The organism is Geodermatophilus maliterrae, assembly GCF_041018925.1.
GTDB classification, from domain to species: domain Bacteria; phylum Actinomycetota; class Actinomycetes; order Mycobacteriales; family Geodermatophilaceae; genus Geodermatophilus; species Geodermatophilus maliterrae.
The window spans coordinates 1-16507 of record NZ_JBFNXQ010000109.1 but is presented as its reverse complement, the minus strand read 5'-3'; the positions used below and the strand labels follow the sequence as shown (position 1 = coordinate 16507).

The following is a 16507-nucleotide window of genomic DNA, read 5'->3' as shown; positions in this document are numbered from 1 at the left end:
GACAGCGCGGGCCATCGAAGGCCGACGGTCACGCACCCGTCGGCTCCGTGATGTCACCGCGGGACCCTGCTGCCGTGGCGATGAGCCTTCAGATCGACGACGAACTCGACAGGGCGCTCACCGCGCTCGCCTAGATCGAGGGCATCTCGCGGCAGGAGGGTGACCGACAGCGCTGAGCGGCTGGCGAGCCGGTGGAGCGACGTCCTGCACCGCCTCGCCACCGTGTGACCGCGATCGAGTACGTCGCTCTGACAGACCGTGGCGGGGAACCACTCGCTGGTCGACGGAACGGGCGGCTCGCCTGACCGGCCACGGTCGTGTTCCTGGACCTCGACGGACACGCGCCCGACCTGGACGACGAAGCCGCCCTCGATCCGTCATGGACGTCGCGGCAGACGCTGCGCGCGTCGAGGAGACCGCCGAGCGGTTTGGGGTCACGGCACGTCGACCGACCGGCCCGACGGGACGAAGGGCTCTGGGGACGGGTGGGGCCGGCTGCCAGGGTCCTCGGAGGGGCTGCGAGGTCGGGACGTCCAGGAGGAGTCATGACCACTTCCGCCGATCTGGTCGAACGGGCACAGCAGCGGTGGAACGCCGGGGACCTGTCCGGCTACCTCGAGCTGTACGCCGAGGACCTGCAGTTCCACGGTCTGCAGCCGGACCCGATGGACAAGGCGTCCGTGGCCGCCTTCTACGAGCAGTTCTGGTCAGCCCTGGGAGCACCCGGGCGCCCCAACCCGCAGCTGGACTTCCACCAGCACCTCGCGGACGGCGACCTGTTCAGCTGCCGGTTCGTCGCGGCGGGCGAGCACCGCGGCGACTTCATGGGCGTGCCCGCCACGGGCAGGCCCTACGCGCTGGAGGGCATCACGATCATGCGGTTCCGCGGCGACCAGGTGGTCGAGCGCTGGACGACCGTCGACTTCCTGGGCCTGATGGTGCAGTTGGGCGCAGTCCCCGCCCCGGCCCCTGCGTGAGACGCGCCTCCTGCTCCGCCTCCGGCAGAGGGTCGTCATCCACCGCTGCGGTAGCGCAGGTGGCTGGGGTGAGGGCGCCGGCCGTCCTCGGAGGATGACCAGGATCCCGCTCGGCGAGGCAGCGGACAGGCTGTCGGAGCTGGTCGAGACGGTCGAGCGGACACACGAGATCGTGACCCTCGTCCGGCGTGGCTGTGGGACCGCCGTCCTCATGACTCCTTGCACGAGACCCTGTTCTGGCTCTCCCGACCCGATGTCCGCCAGGCCGTCGAGGCGGTCCGGGCCGAGGTCCAGCGCGGCGAGACGACGTCCGGTGACGAGGTGGAGGTGGACTCGCGCGTGACGAGTGACCGCACCCACCGGGATCCCCATCAACTCTGCGCGGCCCGACGTCCGCTGCCACACGGCCAGCGCGATCAGGCCTGACGGAAGAGGTCGTAGCGCCGGTGCAGGCGGTCGGGATCAGGACGTTGAGCGCGGGCAGTCGGGATGGTCATCAGCGTGCGCCCGTGGTGGTCCTGCAACCCGTGCCGCAGCATCGGGCCGTCGATCTCCTCCAGCAGGCGCTGGTGGATCTCGACCGTGTAGTCCGGACGGATGCCGAGGATGTGCCGGTCGTACGCGGCGTGGTGGATCTTGCACAGCGCCAGGCCGTTCGTGACGACGGCGGCGCCGCCCTCCTCCGCGTCCGGGACGATGTGCGCCGCGTCGAGCAGTTCCCGATGGCCGAGCGAGCACACGGCGCACCGCGTGCCGTAGGCCTGCATCACCCGGTAGGCGAAGACCGGCTGGTGCAGACGTCGCCGGGTCGTGGTGAGCAGATAGCGGCGGAGGTTCTCCTCGAACCGGCTGCTCGTCGGCCACAGACGGCGCTGCTCCTCGGTGAGCGCCATGACGAACTGCGACAGCTCGTCCTCCTCCGCCATGAGGTACACCGGGAAGATCGCCTGGTAGACGCTCGGGGCCAGACCCTTGAACCAGATCAGCGGCGTCTGCCGGGTCATCGCCGTCCGGAGGCCCTCGTTCTCCGCAGCCCCGCGAGCGTCCCGCCGGAGCTTGTAACGGTGGTAGCCGTCCGGCCCTTCGGCGTCGTCGTAGACGGGTCCGCGCGAGCCCTTGGGCACCGCCGTCAGCACGCTCAGCGCGGTCGACCAGCCCGCGGGGCGCCGGATCCCGCGGCCCGCGTCCACGAGCGGGAACCGGAAGCCGCCGACGGAGAAGTCGTTGCTCAGCTGGTCGCGGGTCACCGGGACGGTGCCGTCGAAGGTGACCTCGCTCAGCCACTGGAGTGCCGCCGCTCGCACGTGCTCCTCGGGGACGGCGCCGCTCACGGGAGAAGACTGCCTCGTTCCGCCTGCCAGCGCAGTGCGACGTCTCAGTGACGCTGAGCGGCCAGGCGCTCCAGCGCGGCGGTGAAGCTGGCGTTCCACAGCCCGAGGTGCGGCCAGCGCTCCGCGATGTGCGCCGTGGCCTCGTCGACCGACATCCCCTCCTCGCGCACCAGCCAGCCGCGCAGCACCAGCCCGGTCCGCGACGCCCCGCCGTGGCAGTGCACCAGCACCGGGTGGCCCTCGGCCCGCAGCGCGGCGAGGTCGTCGAGGACGTCGGCGAGCATCACGTCCAGGTCGACGTTGTGCTCGTTGTCGGCGATGTAGGCCATCCGGTGGTTCGTGTGCGGGAACGGCTCGCCCAGCCGGCACAGGCTGATGACCGCGAACCCCTCGTCGGAGTACCGCGCCCCGTCGAGGTTGCCCGCCCAGATCCCCGGCAGCACCTCCACCGGCCCGATCCGCGGGATGACGCCCGGGTCGTGCGACGGCACCGGCTTGCCGTCCAGTGCCGCGGACAGCTGCTGCAGGTCGGCCAGCCGCCACACCCGATCCCCGTGCCCGGGCACCCGCCCGTGCACCACCGACGACCAGCGCATCGGGATGCCGCCCATCCCGTACACCGCCCCGGCCAGCCCGCCGGCCACGCACGCGACCGTGTCGGTGTCGCCGCCGAGGTCGATGACCAGCCGCAGCACTTGGGCGAAGTCCCGCCCGTGCCGCAGCGCCCACACCGCCTGGCCGAACGTCGGCCACACCGCGCCGTTCGACTCGGTCGCCATCGACGGCTCCCAGCCCGGCGCCAGCACCGTGGCCCACCGCTCACGGTGCTCGTCGCGTACCAGCGAGAGGGAGGAGGGGACGGCGGCCAGCGGGTCGCCGCCGTCCAGCGCCACCCGCACCAGCTCGTGGAAGACCGCGCAGCCCTCGCCGGCGGCGGGGTCCCCGTGCGTCAGAGAAGAGATCCGCCGGGCGGCGTCCACCGTGGCGTCGGTGCCGAACCGCGAGAACCAGATCGCCGCCGGCGTCGTCCGCATCAGCGACCCGTTGCCCGCCGCGTGCCCCGACTCCGCGAAGTGCTCGGCGGCGGCCCGGTCCCACGGCAGCCCCGACCGCAGCACCGCCCGCGTCTGGTTGCCGATGTCCGGCGGCTCGGCCTCCGCCCAGGCGACGAAGCGCGCGAACAGGTCCGGCTCGGACAGCCCGCTGTTCTCCACCAGCGAGGACGCCACCATCAGCGCCATCTGGGTGTCGTCGGTGAACTCGCCCGGCTCCCAGCCCAGCGACCCGCCGCCGCACATCTCCGTCGACGAGCCCCGCGCAGCAACCGGGAAGCGCGCCGAGAAGGCACCGGGCGGGCCGAACTCGAACGGAGCACCGAGCGCGTCACCGACGGCCGAGCCGACCAGAGCCCCGGCCACCCGGTGCGAACGGTGCAGTCCTGCGGTCACCGCGTCAGTCTGCGCGACGCCGTCGTCGCACCTGCCGGCCCCTGGGGAGCCATTAGCGCTACAAAGGCTGCAGGGACCGGCGCGGAACACCCGGATCACGAAGTGCGCATGAGACTGTCCCGTATCGATGTACCGCTCCGACGGCTCTCTGGTCCTCAGCCCCACCGACCTGACCCGCCACCAGGCCTGCGCCCACCTGACCACGCTCGACCTCGCCGTCGCCGACGGCCGGCTCAAGCCGCTGGCCGAGGGCCCCACCGACCACGCCGCGCTCATCGCCGACCTCGGCACCGCGCACGAGCTGCGCTACCTCGACGCGCTCGAGGCCGAGGGCCGCACGGTCGTGCGCATCCCCGTCCGGCTCGACGCCGCGGGCCGCCGCGAGGCCGAGGCGCGCACCGTGCAGGCGATGCGGGACGGCGTCGACGTCGTCCACCAGGCGCAGTTCACCGACGGCGTCTGGGCCGGTGCCGCCGACTTCCTGCTCAAGGTCGGCACCCCGTCGGCGCTCGGCGACTGGTCCTACGAGGTCGCCGACGCCAAGCTCGCCCGCCGGGTCAAGGTGCCCGCGCTGCTGCAGATGGCCACCTACGCCGAGCGGCTCGCCGTCCTCCAGGGCCGGCAGCCCGACCGCGTCTGCGTGGTCACCGGCGACGGCGTCGTCAACCCGTGGCGGCTGGTCGACGTCGCCGCCTACGCCCGCCGCGCCCGCGCGAGGCTGGCCGCCTTCGTCGCCGACCCGCCGTCCACCGTGCCCGTCCCGACGCCCTACTGCAGCCAGTGCACGTGGAAGGCGCGCTGCGAGGCCGAGCTGGCCGACGCCGACGACCTGAGCCTCGTCGCCGGCATGCGCCGCGACACCCGCGACGCCCTGCGCGCCGCCGGCATCACCACGCTCGAGCAGCTCGTCGGCGCCGACCCCGCGACGCTGAAGGCCGCCCGCATCGGCGCGGCCACCCGCGCCCGGCTGCAGGAGCAGGCCCGCGAGCAGCTGCGCGAGCGCCGCACCGGGACGCCGTCCCGCACGCTGCTGCCGCCGTCGGCACCCACCGGCCTGCTCCGGCTGCCCGAGCCCAGCGACGGCGACCTCTACCTCGACTTCGAGGGCGATCCGCACTCCGCCGACGGCGCGGGCCTGGAGTACCTGGCCGGCATCGGCGACCGCTCCGGCCGGTTCACCGCGCTGTGGGCGCACGACCCCGCGGCCGAGCGGCAGATGGTGTGCGACCTGGTCGACCTCGTCGTCGACGCCTGGTCGGTCGACGCCGGCATGCACGTCTACCACTACGCCGCCTACGAGGTCAGCGCGCTCAAGCGGCTCACCGGCCGGTACGGCGTCCGCGAGGCCGAGCTCGACCAGCTGCTGCGCGCCGAGCGGTTCGTCGACCTCTATCCCGTCGTCCGGCAGTCGATGCGGATCAGCAAGGGCTCGTACTCGATCAAGAAGGTCGAGGCGTTCTACGGCCGGCAGCACACCGGCGACGTCGCCGACGCGATGAGCAGCGTCATCGCCTACGAGCAGTGGCTGGCCGACCGCGACGACGCCCGCCTCAAGGCGATCGAGGACTACAACAGGGACGACGTCGACTCCACCCGCGAGCTGCACGCCTGGCTGGAGTCGCAGCGGACGGCGCTGGAAGCCGAGTACGGCCCGCAGCCGCGGCCGATGGTGCCCGAGGCGACCGGCCCGGCGCCGGAGGCCGAGGCCGAGGCCGAGGAGCTGGCGCTGGTCGAGCGGCTCTACGACGCCGGGCAGCCGCTGCTCGGCGACCTCGTGCAGTGGCACCGCCGCGAGGCCCGCCCGGCGTGGTGGGAGTTCTTCAGCCGCGGCGACCTCGAGACCGAGCAGCTCGTCGAGGACCGGACGGCGCTCGGCGGGCTGACCGGCGGCGTCGAGGTCGGCACGGAGAAGCGGTCGAAGCTCTACGAGTACTCGTTCCCCGCGCAGGACACGAAGCTGTCGGTGGGGGAGCGGGCGTTCGACGTCGACACGAAGGTCGCCGTCGGCTCGGTGCACGCGCTGGACGCCGTCGGCGGGCGGGTGGTCGTGAAGAGCACCAGGCCGCCGGCCGGTGTCCGCGGGCTGGGGCCGGGCGGGCCGATCGACGACAAGGGCGTGCGCGAGGCGATCGCCGCGACCGCGGCCGACGTCCTCGCCGGCAAGCCGTGCCTCGGGCAGGCGCTGCTCGAGCGGCGGGTGCCGGCCGACTGCCGCCGGCTGCCGGGGGAGGAGGCCGGGGACGCCGTCGTCCGGCTCGGCCTGGCGCTCGACGGCGAGGTGCTCGCCGTCCAGGGGCCGCCGGGGAGCGGCAAGACGCGGGCCGCCTCGCGCCTGATCCGGGCGCTGCTGGACGCCGGCAAGAAGGTCGGCGTGACGGCGACGTCCCACGCGGTGATCGGCAACGTGTTGTCGGCGGTCGGGCGGCCGGCGCTGCAGAAGTGCGACGAGAAGCAGGCGTGCGGGGCGCCGGGCGTGGAGTGGTCGAAGGACGCGGCGGACGTGGCGTCCCGGCTCCTGGACGGCGACGTGTCGCTGGTCGGCGGGACGGCGTGGTTCTGGACGCGCGCCGAGCTCGCCGAGGCGGTCGACGTCCTGGTGGTCGACGAGGCGGGGCAGTTCTCACTGGCCAACGCCGTCGCCGTGGCGCGGGCCGGGACGTCGCTGGTGCTGCTCGGTGACCCGCAGCAGCTGGCCCAGCCGACGCAGGCCGTGCACCCCGGCGAGTCGGGCCTCTCCGCGCTGGAGCACCTGCTCGAGGGGCACCCGACCGTGCCCGAGGACCGCGGCGTCTTCCTGGACAAGACCTACCGGATGCACCCGGCGCTGACCGCCTTCGTGTCGGACCTGGCGTACGAGGGCCGGCTGCGGTCCGCCGACGACCGGGAGCGGATCACCGTACGGCCGGGCGGGCTGGTGTCCGGTGCCGGACTGGCGGTGCGGTACGCGGAGCACGCGTCGCCGTGCTCGGCGTCGTCGGACGCCGAGGCCGCGGAGGTGGCCGCCGTGTGGCGGTCGCTGCAGGGCCTCGGGGGGGTGGACGCCGAGGGTGTCGAGCGGCCGATCGGGCCGGACGACGTCCTCGTGGTGGCGCCGTACAACAACCAGGTCGGGCTGATCCGGTCGCTGCTGCCCGACGGCGCGCGCGTGGGGACGGTCGACCGGTTCCAGGGCCAGGAGGCGCCGGTGGTCGTGTACTCGACGACCTCGACGTCGGCCGACGACGCGCCGCGCGGGGTGTCGTTCCTCTACGACCTCAACCGGCTCAACGTGGCGGTGTCGCGGGCCAAGGCGCTGGCCGTGGTCGTGATGAGCCCGTTGTTGCTCGACGCCGCCGTGCGGACGCCGGAGCAGCTGCGCCAGGTCAACGCGCTGTGCCGCCTGGCGGAGATGGCGCAGCGGCCGGCGTGACCGACGACGGGCTGACCGAGGGCGACGCCGTCCTGGCGGCGCTGCTCGGTGTGCCGGTCGGCGTGCTGGCGCGGGCGCTGGGCGCGGGCTGGACCGAGGTGCCGGGGCCCGCTCACGAGGAGTGGTTCGTGAGCGGGGAGCCGGCTCAGGTGGCGGTCGGCTGGGACGGCTTCGGCTTCACGCTGGCGCGGCCCGAGCCGCGGTGGGACGGGGTGTGGCCGCTGGTGTGGGAGTTCGTGGCCGACCGCCGCTTCCAGGCGGAGGAGGTCCTCTACGAGCCGGAGGTGCTCGCGGCGGCCGCCGAGGAGGTCGCCCGACGGCGACGCCGGACCTTCCGCTGGTGCCCGATGTGCCGCGAGGTCAACGCCCGCGAGCACGTGCACGACAACACCGGCCTGTGCAGCCGCTGCGCCGGACACTTCCTCGGCATCGTGCACTGAACGGCACTGTCGGGCGGTTCGTGGAGGAGGGTCCCGGTCGGGCCTCCGAGGCGATCGCCATGACGAGCTCGTGCCTCGTCGTTCGACAGGGTCAGCCGGATCCCGTCCGGTCGAGGTGGATCACTGGCCGAGTCGCTCCAGGGCCTCGGCGTAGTGGGGCAGTTCCCGGTCGAGCACGCGGTCGAGGTCCGCGTCCGGCTGGCGGTCGGTGTCGACAGCCGGGAGCTCCTCGGTCGGTGGGGCCGGGACGAGCGGAGGTGAGCCGTCCGGACGAGCGAGGAGCTGCCGGACCCGCGCTTCCGCGTCGTTGCGCTGGATGCGGCAGACGGTGAGGAAGGCGCCGAGCGAGTAGAGGATGTCCTGGTCGATGGCGTCCCGTGGCACCTCACGGAGCCAGGTGACCGGTCGCTGGTGCCGCAGCGACTCAGGGGCGTCCGGCACGTAGCCGTAGGGCCCTGCGACACGACCGATGGCGACGATGGGCTCGGTCTTCAACGGCAGCGCGACCAGGTCACCGTCGGCCATCCGCCTCTGGAAGGCGTCGACCTGGCCGACCCAGTTGGAGATCGTCGAGGGCTTTGCATCCGGATATGACTCGATGAGCCGCTCCTGCAGCTCGTCGGTCGTCGTCACGTCGGAGAGGTCCCCAGCCTGTGACCAGCCGATCCCCACCACCCGACGGCTCAGCGCGATCTCGTCACCCTCGCCGTGCCGACCACTGCGGACCATCCAGAGCGCCATGCATCCCCCATCCCGAGCTGCCTGCGGATGCTCGCACCCGGAGGATCGGGCGCGCGCGGGGGCGTCAGGCGGCGCGGGGGAGCAGGGGTTCGGGGACGGTGATCTCGGTGCCGTCGGGTCGCCAGGTGCGCCATCGTCCGTCGGGTCGTCGCTCGACGCGGAAGCCGTGGTGGACCTGGGTGTGGTGGCGCTCGCACAGCAGCGCGGAGTTCTCCAGGTTGGTCTCGCCGCCGTCGATCCAGTGGATCAGGTGGTGCACCTCGGCCCACCAGGTGGGGGCGTCGCAGCCGGTGAACACGCAGCCGCCGTCGCGCAGCTCGACCGCCCGGCGCAGGTGCCGGTCGGCCAGGCGCTGCTCGCGGCCCAGGTCGAGCGGGGCGCCGTCGGGGCCCATGACGACGCGGGAGACGGTGGCGTCGCAGGCCAGCCAGCGGGCGCGGGCGGCGGAGACGGTGGCGCCGAAGCCCATCCGCCCGGCCCCATGGCCGGTGGCCGGGTCGACCAGGTCGTCGAGGTCGATCACGACGGCGATCTGCGGCTTGTGCCCGCGCAGCGTCGGAAGGCTCCCGGAGGCCAGGGCGGTGTCGGCCCGCTGCACGAGCGCGTCGCCCTGCCGCTGGGCGCGGGTGCGGTCGTCCCCGGCGGGGCGGTCGGCCTGCACGAAGGACTCGACCGCCGCCTGGAACTTCTCCCCACCGGCGGCGTCGAGGTGGAAGCGGCCGCTCAGCGACCCGTCGGCGTGCTTGGCCAGGGTGAACGCCCGGCCCTCGGTGGGGTCGGGTTCGGGGCCGTCGGGGTCGAGGTCGGCCAGGTAGTGCTGCACGACCGCCACCAGGTCGGCGTGCTCGCCCTCGACCGCGACGCCGGTGAACACCGCGTCGATCACGGCCAGGTCCACGCCCTGCGCGGCGGCCGCGGCCAGCCGCTGCGGCGTCACCGCCCGCGCCGCCACCGTCACCTGCTCGGCCGACACCAGGCCGGCGTCGTGCGCCTCGGCCAGCGCGGGCAGGTGTTCCAGCGCGCGTCCGTTGCGCACCAGCCGGGACGCCTCGGCGGCCGAGAGCCGGTAGTGCCCGCGCAGCCACGACGCCGCGCTCTTCAGCCCGTCGCGCTCGGGAGCCTGGGACAGCTCCGCGGCCCGCACCCGCCGGGCCAGCAGGGCATCCACCCGGTTGCGCTCGGCGACCAGCGCGGCGACGTCGTCGAGGCCGTCACCGCCCACTGGACCACCCGAACACATGTACGAATCCTAGCTGATCGGGGTAGGGCGATCAACCTGAAAAGCCAGGTCAGCGGCTCGTAAGGTGCCATCAACGCTACAAAGGCACCACGTGGCAGAGGAGGTCGTGAGGTGTCATCAGCGCTACAAGGGCACCGTCTCCGAGCGGTCACGGCGGTGGCTGGCCGCCGACCACGCCGGCGACCACCGCGGCCGCGGCGTGACCGGACCGGACGGCGTCCGGCACGGGCAGCCCGGCGCGCCAGCCGAACAGCACCCCGGCGGCGAACGCGTCTCCGCACCCGGTCGTGTCGCGCAGCCGTCCCTCCGGCAGCGGCGCGACGGGCACCTCCCCCGTGCCAGCCGCCGTGACCACCCGGGTCGGGCGGGCGCCGGCGTGCACCAGCACCAGCCCGGGTGCCCACGCCGGCAGCTCGCCGTCCAGGTCCAGGGCCGTGGCCTCGGCGGCGTTGCAGCAGAGCAGGTCCGGCCGCAGCCCGGTGAGCAGGTCGACGTACGCGCCGGCACCGTGCTGCTCGATCCGGGTTGCGGCGGCGACGTCCACGCTGACCGGCACCCCGGCGTCGTGCGCCCTGTTCGCCGCGGCCCGCAGCGCGTCGGGGAAGCGCAGCAGGTCGTAGCCGTCGAGGTGGACGACGGCGGCGCCGGCCAGCCACTCCGACCGGACGTCGGCCGGTTCCAGCGCGCCCTCGCCGCGGTCGGTCAGCAGCGTGCGCTCGCCGTCGGGGTGCACCAGCACCGTCGACACCGGCGCCCGCCCGCGGCGCACCACCGCCACCTCGACGCCGCGCCCGGCGAGACCGGCCAGCAGGCCGTCGGCGAGCGGGTCCGCGCCGGCCCAGCCCGCCAGCCGGGACGGCACCCCCAGCCGCGCCAGGTCCGCCGTCACGTTGGCCGGGGCGCCGCCGGCCGCCGTCGTCCGTACGACCCGCTGTTGGCCGCCGACCACCAAGGGGGCCGACAGCTCGAGCATCTGGTCGGCGACCAGCTTGCCCAGCGCCACGACCGGTCCCCGCCCGGCGGGGCGGGGCCACGCCGGGCCGGTGGAGGTCACGGCCAGGGAGTCTCCACCGTGCACGGGATCCCGGGCGTTCCGGCCGGCCGGGCGCCCACGACCACCGGGAGTGGGTGACCGCGCCGTCCTGACGCGACGGCGCCCCGGCCCAACCAGGGCCGGGGCGCCGTCCGTGGAGCGCGTCAGGCGATGCGACGGGCGCCCTGGTACTGCGGCATCGAGTCCACGTCGACCACGGCCACCGGCTTGCCGGCGGTCGAGGCGTGGACCATCTGGCCGTTGCCGATGTACATGCCCACGTGCGAGACCGGGCTGTAGAAGAACACCAGGTCACCCGGCTTGAGGTCGGACTTCGCCACCGGGGTGCCGAACGTCGACTGGGCCTTCGAGGTGCGCGGGATCGAGACGCCGGCCGCCTTGTAGGCGAAGCTGGTCAGCCCCGAGCAGTCGAACCGGTCGGGACCGGTCGCGCCGTACAGGTACATGTCACCGCGCTGGGCGAGCGCGGTGTCGACGGCCGTCTGGGCCGCGCTGCTGGACGCGGCGACCGGCGCAGCCGTCACGGCCCCACCAGCACCGCCACCCACGGCAGCCGAGGCCGGGAGGGGCGAGAGGGCGATGCCGGCTCCGGCGATGGCCGCGACGGCGATGCCGCGGAACGAGCGACGAGCGGTGGACGTGCGGGTAGTCGTCATCGACGACGGTTCTCCTGTTCTCCACGATCGCCTACCGGGTTAGCTGACGGGTTCGGACGGAGGAGTCGCCCGGCGCGACGAGTCGCGCTCCACCCCAGTGCTGCGGTGGGTCCCCGGCCCGGGAGACCGGCTGGGTGCCGGTGTCCGGTTCGGCGCATCCGGCGGGTGTCACACGGGGAGTGACGAAGGACCCTGGCCGGACCGCGACGACGGTAGGTAGGGGTCCCTGAACGCTCAACCGGCCCGGTGGACCGCCACGCCCGACCCCGATCCGCGGATTTGACTCCGGTTCCGGATCCGACACGCCTCGGTGAGCTGCGCGGACACACGAGGTCCTTGACGTGCGTGTCGCCCCTGGCCGGCGCGGACACGCCGGGCCGGACGAGAAAGGACGCGGCGGTGCGTCCGAACGCGGAGTCAGCGGCCCGCCACCCACACGGCATGGGGACGCCGGGGATCCGCAGGGTTGCGGCGCGCGTCGACGGGGCACGAGGAGAGGAATCGACACGAGGAGGCAACCCCATGGGGATGTTGAGGAAGCTCGTCGCTTCGGGCGTCGCCGCCAAGGTGGTGCAGGAGCTCCAGAAGCCGCAGAACCAGGCCAAGATCAAGAAGTTCATCCGCGACTACCAGGCGAAGAACAAGGGGGGCGGCGGCACGGCCGGTCGCTACTGACCGCACCGCGCACCACCCTCGCGACCCTCGTCCCGGTTTCCCGGGACGGGGGTCGCGTCGGGTCTAGGTGGGGTGTTCGTGCCAGGCCGGGTCTCCTGTGTCGCGAGTGCGTCGTGGGAACGACTCGGCATCTGGATGAGGCGGTTCCGAGACCATGGCGTGTCAGGGTCCTTGCGTTCGATCCCGACGCGGTGCTGGCGCAGGTGCGCACGGCAACGACCCGTTGTCCGGGGCCCTCAACCTCAGGGGATGCCATGACCCAGCCCACCTACAGCCCGCCGCTTGCGCAGCCGCCCGCTCCGGCGCCGGCCAAGAAACCCTTCTACAAGAAGGCCTGGTTCCTCGTCCTCGCCGCCCTCGCGGTCATCGCGGTCGTCGCCCCTAAGGGCGGGAGCTCCGGCGACGACTCGGCATCGGGTGGCTCGGTCGCCGCCGGTGAGTCGGTCGCTCAGGACTCGACTGACGCGGTGGCTCAGGAGTCCGCTGACCCGGCCGCCGTCGGCATCGGCCAGTCGGCTGCCGACGGTGACTTCCAGTTCGTCGTCCACGGTGTCGACTGCAGTCAGACCGAGCTGGGCGACCAGTACTTCAACACGACCGCGCAGGGCCAGTTCTGCCTCGTCGACCTGACGATCACCAACATCGGCAGCGAGTCGCAGAGCTTCCTCGGCGACAACGCCACACTGTTCAACGCACAGGGGCAGAAGTTCAGCGCCGACACTGAGGCAGCGTTCTACCTGGAGAACGCCGACTCGCTGTACGAGGAGATCAACCCGGGCAACGCCCTGAACACCAAGGTCGTCTTTGACGTCCCGGCCGGCATGGTCCCCAGCTCGATCGAGCTACACGACTCGATGCTGTCCGGCGGCGTCACCGTCGCTCTGCAGTAATCCGTCCGACCGAAGGGGGCCCCGCCACGCCAGCGGGGCCCCCTTCGTCATCTCCGGTTCGACCCGACCCTTCAAGGCGCTCACTTCGACACCACTGGCGAGCACTCAGTCGTGGCCCTCTCCAGGCACTTTGGGCGAACGCCCTCGCGTCGAGCAGGGCACCGGCGCGCGCCGTGTTCTTGCCGCACCGTTTGCGCTGGTCCGGGGCACCCGCCAGCCTGACGCCGGGCCCGCCGCAGAGTCGCGGCGGACCGACCGAGGAGGCGCCATGAGCAGGGACATCGACGGCAGCCGGATCGACGCCGTACTGGCCGACGCGGTGGAGCGGGGTGCGGTGCCGCACGTCGCCGCCATCGCCGCCGACTGCGACGGCGTGCTCTACGAGGGCGGTGCGGGTGCGCGCGTCGCGGGGGAGCCCGACGGCCCGGTCACCACGAGCACCCAGTTCCGGATCATGTCGATGACCAAGATGGTCTGCACGGCCGCGGCGCTGCAGCAGGTGGAGCGCGGCGAGCTCGACCTCGACGCCCCGGTCGAGCAGTACCGCCCCGAGTTCGCCGACGTCCGGGTGCTCGAGGGCTTCGACGGCGACACGCCCCTGCTCGTCGAGCCGGCCAGCAAGGCGACCGTCCACCAGCTGGTCACCCACACCACGGGACTCGGGTACTGGTTCTGGAACGCCGAGCTGTTGGAGTACGAGACAGCGACCGGGATCCCGAACGTCGTGCCCGGCTCGGCGCGGGCCTTCGAGGCGCCGATGGTCGCCCACCCCGGGACCCGGTACGTCTACGGCATCAACACCGACTGGCTCGGCAAGGTGGTCGAGGCGGTGGCCGGCACGACCCTGGACGAGGTCGTCGCGGCCGGCATCACCGGGCCGCTCGGGATGACCGACACGATGTTCCGGCTGGACGAGGGCCGGAAGGCCAAGTGCGTCGCCATCCACACCCGCGGCGAGGACGGCCGGTGGACCGCCGTGGACGAGATCCTCAACCAGGAGCCCGACTGGTGGGCCGGCGGGCACGGCCTCTACTCGACGCCGCGCGACTACAACCGCTTCGAGCGCGCCCTGCTACGGGGAGGCGAGCTCGACGGCGAGCGCATCCTCTCGGCGGAGATGGTCGACCGGGCCTTCAGCAACCAGATCGGCGACCTCGGCTTCCCCGCCGAGATCCTCACCGCGGATCCGCCGATCACCGACAGCCTGCGGGCCGGCCCCGGCCACACGTGGGGCTACGGGCTCCTCCTCAACACCGAGGACCAGCCGGGCCGCCGCCGGGCCGGCACCGGTGCCTGGGCGGGGCTGTTCAACACGCACTTCTTCATCGACCGCACCACCGGCGTCTGCGCCTCGATCTACACCAACTCGCTGCCCTTCATCGAGCAGGACGGCGCCTGGGCGCTGTACGGCGAGTTCGAGGAGGCCCTGTACGCCGCGCTCTGAGCACGGGCGGGGGGACGGCGCACCGCCGTCCCCCCGCCCCCGGCTCACGGCCGGCCGGCGTGGTGGACGTCGACCCCCGTGGCCAGCAGCACCGCCTCGCGCACCGGCGCCCAGTTGTGCTCGCAGGAGTCCGGCGCGGCGCACACGAGCAGCGTCCGGCCGTCGTCGCCGCCGAGCATGCAGGCGAACACCCCAGGCCCTCGGGCGCGGCGACGGCGTCGACGATCCCGCCGCCCTCGGCGACCACGGACCCCCTCCGCCATGAGGCGGACCCTAGGAGGTGGTGGCGGCGGTCATGCCCGGACCCAGCGGCACCGGGTCCGGGCCGGCGACGATCGGCGCGGTCACCGTGCCGATCCGCTCCACCGTCACCGCGACCTCGACGCCCGGCCGCAGCCACGGGTGCCGCTCCTCTCCGTGCAGCGACCGCAGCTCCAGCAGGCAGCCGGTGCCGACCGTGCCGCTGCCGACGACGTCGCCCGGCCGCAGCTCGGTCCCGCGCGAGGCGTAGGCGAGCATCTGGCCGAACGACCAGTGGATGTCGGCCCAGCTGCCGCCGCCCTGCTCGACGCCGTCGACCTCGGCCGCCATCCGCAGCGCGTAGCCGGCACCCGAGCGGTACGGCTCCAGCTCGTCGGGCGTCACCACCACGGGGCCGAGCGTCGTCGCGCCGTCCTTGCCCTTGGCCGGGCCGAGACCGACCTGCGACTCCACCCGCTGCACGTCCCGTGCGCTCCAGTCGACGAACACCGTGTAGCCGGCGATCGCCGCCTCGGCCTCCTCCGGCGTCAGGTCCGACCCGCCCCGGCCGACGACCGCGGCGACCTCGACCTCGTAGTCGAACGCCGCCGAGCCGGGGGAGACCGGCACCGGCTCGCCCGTCCCGCGCACCGCCGCGGGGTTGGTGAAGTAGAAGACCGGCTGCTCGTACCAGACCGGCGGGACCTCCCGGCCGAACGCGGCGGAGGCGTTGCACGCGTGCTCCTCGAACGACAGGAAGTCGCGCACCGACGGCGGCCGCGGTACAGGCGCGCGCAGCACCACGCCGGCCTCCGGCACCACCTCGGCAGGGTCACGATCCGCAGCCGCGGCGAGGTCGGGCAGCAGGTCGACCAGCGCCGCGTCGAAGCCGCGCACCTGCCCGTCGCGCAGCAGCCCGGCCCGCTCGGCCCCGTCGGACGGCGAGACGTAGGTGACCCAGCGCATCAGCTCTCCTCCCTCATGCCCGGCAGCCGATGGGGCCGCCGTGGAACTCGACCATGTCCGGCCAGATGTCGGCCAGCGGCAGCCGCTCGCCGGGTGGCCGGCCGTCGAGCTCGGCGTACGCCCGGTGCAGGTTGCCCACCAAGCGCTCGGACTCCTGCCATGCCGCGTAGGGGTTGTCCGCGTGCCGGCGCGCGGTCTCCAGCGGCGACCACCCGGCTGCGTGGCCCTCTCGCGCCGTCGCGTCGACGAAGGCCGCGTAGCCCGCGAGGTCGTCGAGCAGCCGGGTCACCTCCTCGCCGCGGCACACCGGGCCGTGCCCGGGCACCAGCACCTCCGACTCCAGCGCGCGCAGCGCCGCGATCGCCCCGGGGTAGCCGGCCACGCTGCCCTCGGCGAGGAACGGCTGGCCGCCCGCGAACGCGATGTCGCCGGCGAAGACGACCCGCTCGGCCGGCAGCCACACGACGACGTCGCCGCGGGTGTGCGCCGGCCCGACCGCGTGCAGCTCGACCGCGCGCTCGCCCAGGTGCAGCGTCATCGCGCCGGTGAAGGTGACGTCGGGCGGACGCACCTCCAGGTGCCCGTAGTCCGGGCCGGTGAGCACCAGCGCGGCCAGCAGCCCGGCGGCGAGCTGGTCCTCCCGCGCGTGCACGTGCCCGACCACCGGGGTGTCGTCGGGCACCAGCCAGTTGCCGAAGGTGTGGTCGCCGTGGTGGTGGGTGTTGACCAGGGCCCGCAGCGTGCCCGGTGCCACCGACCCGACGGCGGCCAGCAGCGCGCGGTTGCGGGCCTCGGTCGAGGTGGTGTCCACCATCAGCCCCGCGCCGTCGTCGCCGGTGACGACGCCGGTGTTGTTGATCATCCAGCTGCCGTCGGGCTGCACGTAGGCGAAGACGCCCGGCGCCACCTGCTCGAGCGCCGCCGCCTCGATCGCTGTCGTCACCGGGCCACTGTCCTGTACCGCGGCCCCGCCGGGGAAGCGGCGCAGCGCCCGGC

Annotated in this window: 16 protein-coding genes and 1 riboswitch; of the genes, 7 read left to right on the top strand and 9 right to left on the bottom strand. The window is 73.7% G+C overall.

The features are described from left to right. Positions 1 to 545: 545 nt before the first annotated feature. Both ABQ292_RS22685 and ABQ292_RS22680 read left to right on the top strand, forming a co-directional pair. Positions 546 to 977, top strand: a complete 432-nt coding sequence (locus ABQ292_RS22685; protein WP_369209979.1) for an ester cyclase — start codon at positions 546 to 548, stop codon at positions 975 to 977. A gap of 219 nt (positions 978 to 1196) precedes the next feature. Further along, the gene (locus tag ABQ292_RS22680; RefSeq protein ID WP_369209978.1) at positions 1197 to 1403 is read left to right on the top strand and encodes a hypothetical protein; all 207 of its coding nucleotides are present in this window, start codon (positions 1197 to 1199) and stop codon (positions 1401 to 1403) included. Here ABQ292_RS22680 and ABQ292_RS22675 read toward each other — a convergent pair. Continuing rightward, positions 1394 to 2308 (bottom strand): HNH endonuclease, encoded by a 915-nt coding sequence (locus ABQ292_RS22675; RefSeq protein WP_369209977.1) that lies wholly within the window; start codon positions 2306 to 2308, stop codon positions 1394 to 1396. The two genes, ABQ292_RS22680 and ABQ292_RS22675, sit on opposite strands and share 10 nt — an antisense overlap. 44 nt (positions 2309 to 2352) lie before the next feature. Further along, entirely contained in the window at positions 2353 to 3756 is a 1404-nt protein-coding gene (locus ABQ292_RS22670) for an ADP-ribosylglycohydrolase family protein (protein ID WP_369209976.1), read from the bottom strand. 127 nt (positions 3757 to 3883) lie between these two features. Here ABQ292_RS22670 and ABQ292_RS22665 point away from each other — a divergent pair, with 127 nt between their 5' ends. Both ABQ292_RS22665 and ABQ292_RS22660 read left to right on the top strand, forming a co-directional pair. Then, positions 3884 to 7165, top strand: coding sequence for a TM0106 family RecB-like putative nuclease (locus ABQ292_RS22665; protein WP_369209975.1), 3282 nt, complete (start codon positions 3884 to 3886; stop codon positions 7163 to 7165). Continuing rightward, positions 7162 to 7605: a hypothetical protein gene (locus tag ABQ292_RS22660; RefSeq protein WP_369209974.1), complete on the top strand. Its 444-nt coding sequence runs from the start codon at positions 7162 to 7164 to the stop codon at positions 7603 to 7605. Before ABQ292_RS22665 ends, ABQ292_RS22660 begins: the two co-directional genes overlap by 4 nt. 120 nt (positions 7606 to 7725) lie before the next feature. Here the strand turns inward: ABQ292_RS22660 and ABQ292_RS22655 are convergent, their stop codons facing one another. The 4 genes from ABQ292_RS22655 to ABQ292_RS22640 all read right to left on the bottom strand — a co-directional run bounded on the left by ABQ292_RS22655 (position 7726) and on the right by ABQ292_RS22640 (position 11296). Then, on the bottom strand, positions 7726 to 8346 hold the full coding sequence (locus ABQ292_RS22655; protein WP_369209973.1) for a restriction endonuclease: 621 nt from the start codon (positions 8344 to 8346) through the stop codon (positions 7726 to 7728). A gap of 64 nt (positions 8347 to 8410) precedes the next feature. Continuing rightward, the gene (locus ABQ292_RS22650) at positions 8411 to 9586 is read right to left on the bottom strand and encodes an HNH endonuclease signature motif containing protein (RefSeq protein WP_369209972.1); all 1176 of its coding nucleotides are present in this window, start codon (positions 9584 to 9586) and stop codon (positions 8411 to 8413) included. A gap of 148 nt (positions 9587 to 9734) precedes the next feature. Further along, on the bottom strand, positions 9735 to 10640 hold the full coding sequence (locus tag ABQ292_RS22645) for a carbohydrate kinase family protein (RefSeq protein ID WP_369209971.1): 906 nt from the start codon (positions 10638 to 10640) through the stop codon (positions 9735 to 9737). 143 nt (positions 10641 to 10783) lie between these two features. Beyond that, positions 10784 to 11296: a C40 family peptidase gene (locus ABQ292_RS22640; RefSeq protein WP_369209970.1), complete on the bottom strand. Its 513-nt coding sequence runs from the start codon at positions 11294 to 11296 to the stop codon at positions 10784 to 10786. A gap of 12 nt (positions 11297 to 11308) precedes the next feature. Further along, positions 11309 to 11443: riboswitch (cyclic di-AMP (ydaO/yuaA leader) on the bottom strand. A gap of 375 nt (positions 11444 to 11818) precedes the next feature. Here ABQ292_RS22640 and ABQ292_RS22635 point away from each other — a divergent pair. The 3 genes from ABQ292_RS22635 (at position 11819) to ABQ292_RS22625 (ending at position 14305) form a co-directional block, all read left to right on the top strand. Then, a complete protein-coding gene (locus ABQ292_RS22635; protein WP_369209969.1) occupies positions 11819 to 11971 on the top strand; it encodes a hypothetical protein in 153 nt (50 codons plus the stop codon). A gap of 254 nt (positions 11972 to 12225) precedes the next feature. Beyond that, a complete protein-coding gene (locus ABQ292_RS22630) occupies positions 12226 to 12861 on the top strand; it encodes a DUF4352 domain-containing protein (protein ID WP_369209968.1) in 636 nt (211 codons plus the stop codon). 268 nt (positions 12862 to 13129) lie between these two features. Beyond that, positions 13130 to 14305 carry a serine hydrolase domain-containing protein gene (locus ABQ292_RS22625; RefSeq protein ID WP_369209967.1) on the top strand — a complete coding sequence of 392 codons (1176 nt, stop codon included), beginning with the start codon at positions 13130 to 13132 and terminating at the stop codon, positions 14303 to 14305. A gap of 44 nt (positions 14306 to 14349) precedes the next feature. On the opposite strand, the gene ABQ292_RS22620 is transcribed toward ABQ292_RS22625, so the two are convergent. The 3 genes from ABQ292_RS22620 to ABQ292_RS22610 form a co-directional block, all read right to left on the bottom strand. Further along, positions 14350 to 14496, bottom strand: coding sequence for a hypothetical protein (locus ABQ292_RS22620; RefSeq protein ID WP_369209966.1), 147 nt, complete (start codon positions 14494 to 14496; stop codon positions 14350 to 14352). Between the two features lie 82 nt (positions 14497 to 14578). Then, on the bottom strand, positions 14579 to 15511 hold the full coding sequence (locus ABQ292_RS22615; protein WP_369209965.1) for a fumarylacetoacetate hydrolase family protein: 933 nt from the start codon (positions 15509 to 15511) through the stop codon (positions 14579 to 14581). 13 nt (positions 15512 to 15524) lie between these two features. Beyond that, positions 15525 to 16507, bottom strand: a 983-nt coding sequence (locus ABQ292_RS22610) for an MBL fold metallo-hydrolase (protein ID WP_369209964.1), incomplete at its 5' end; no start/stop codon positions are given.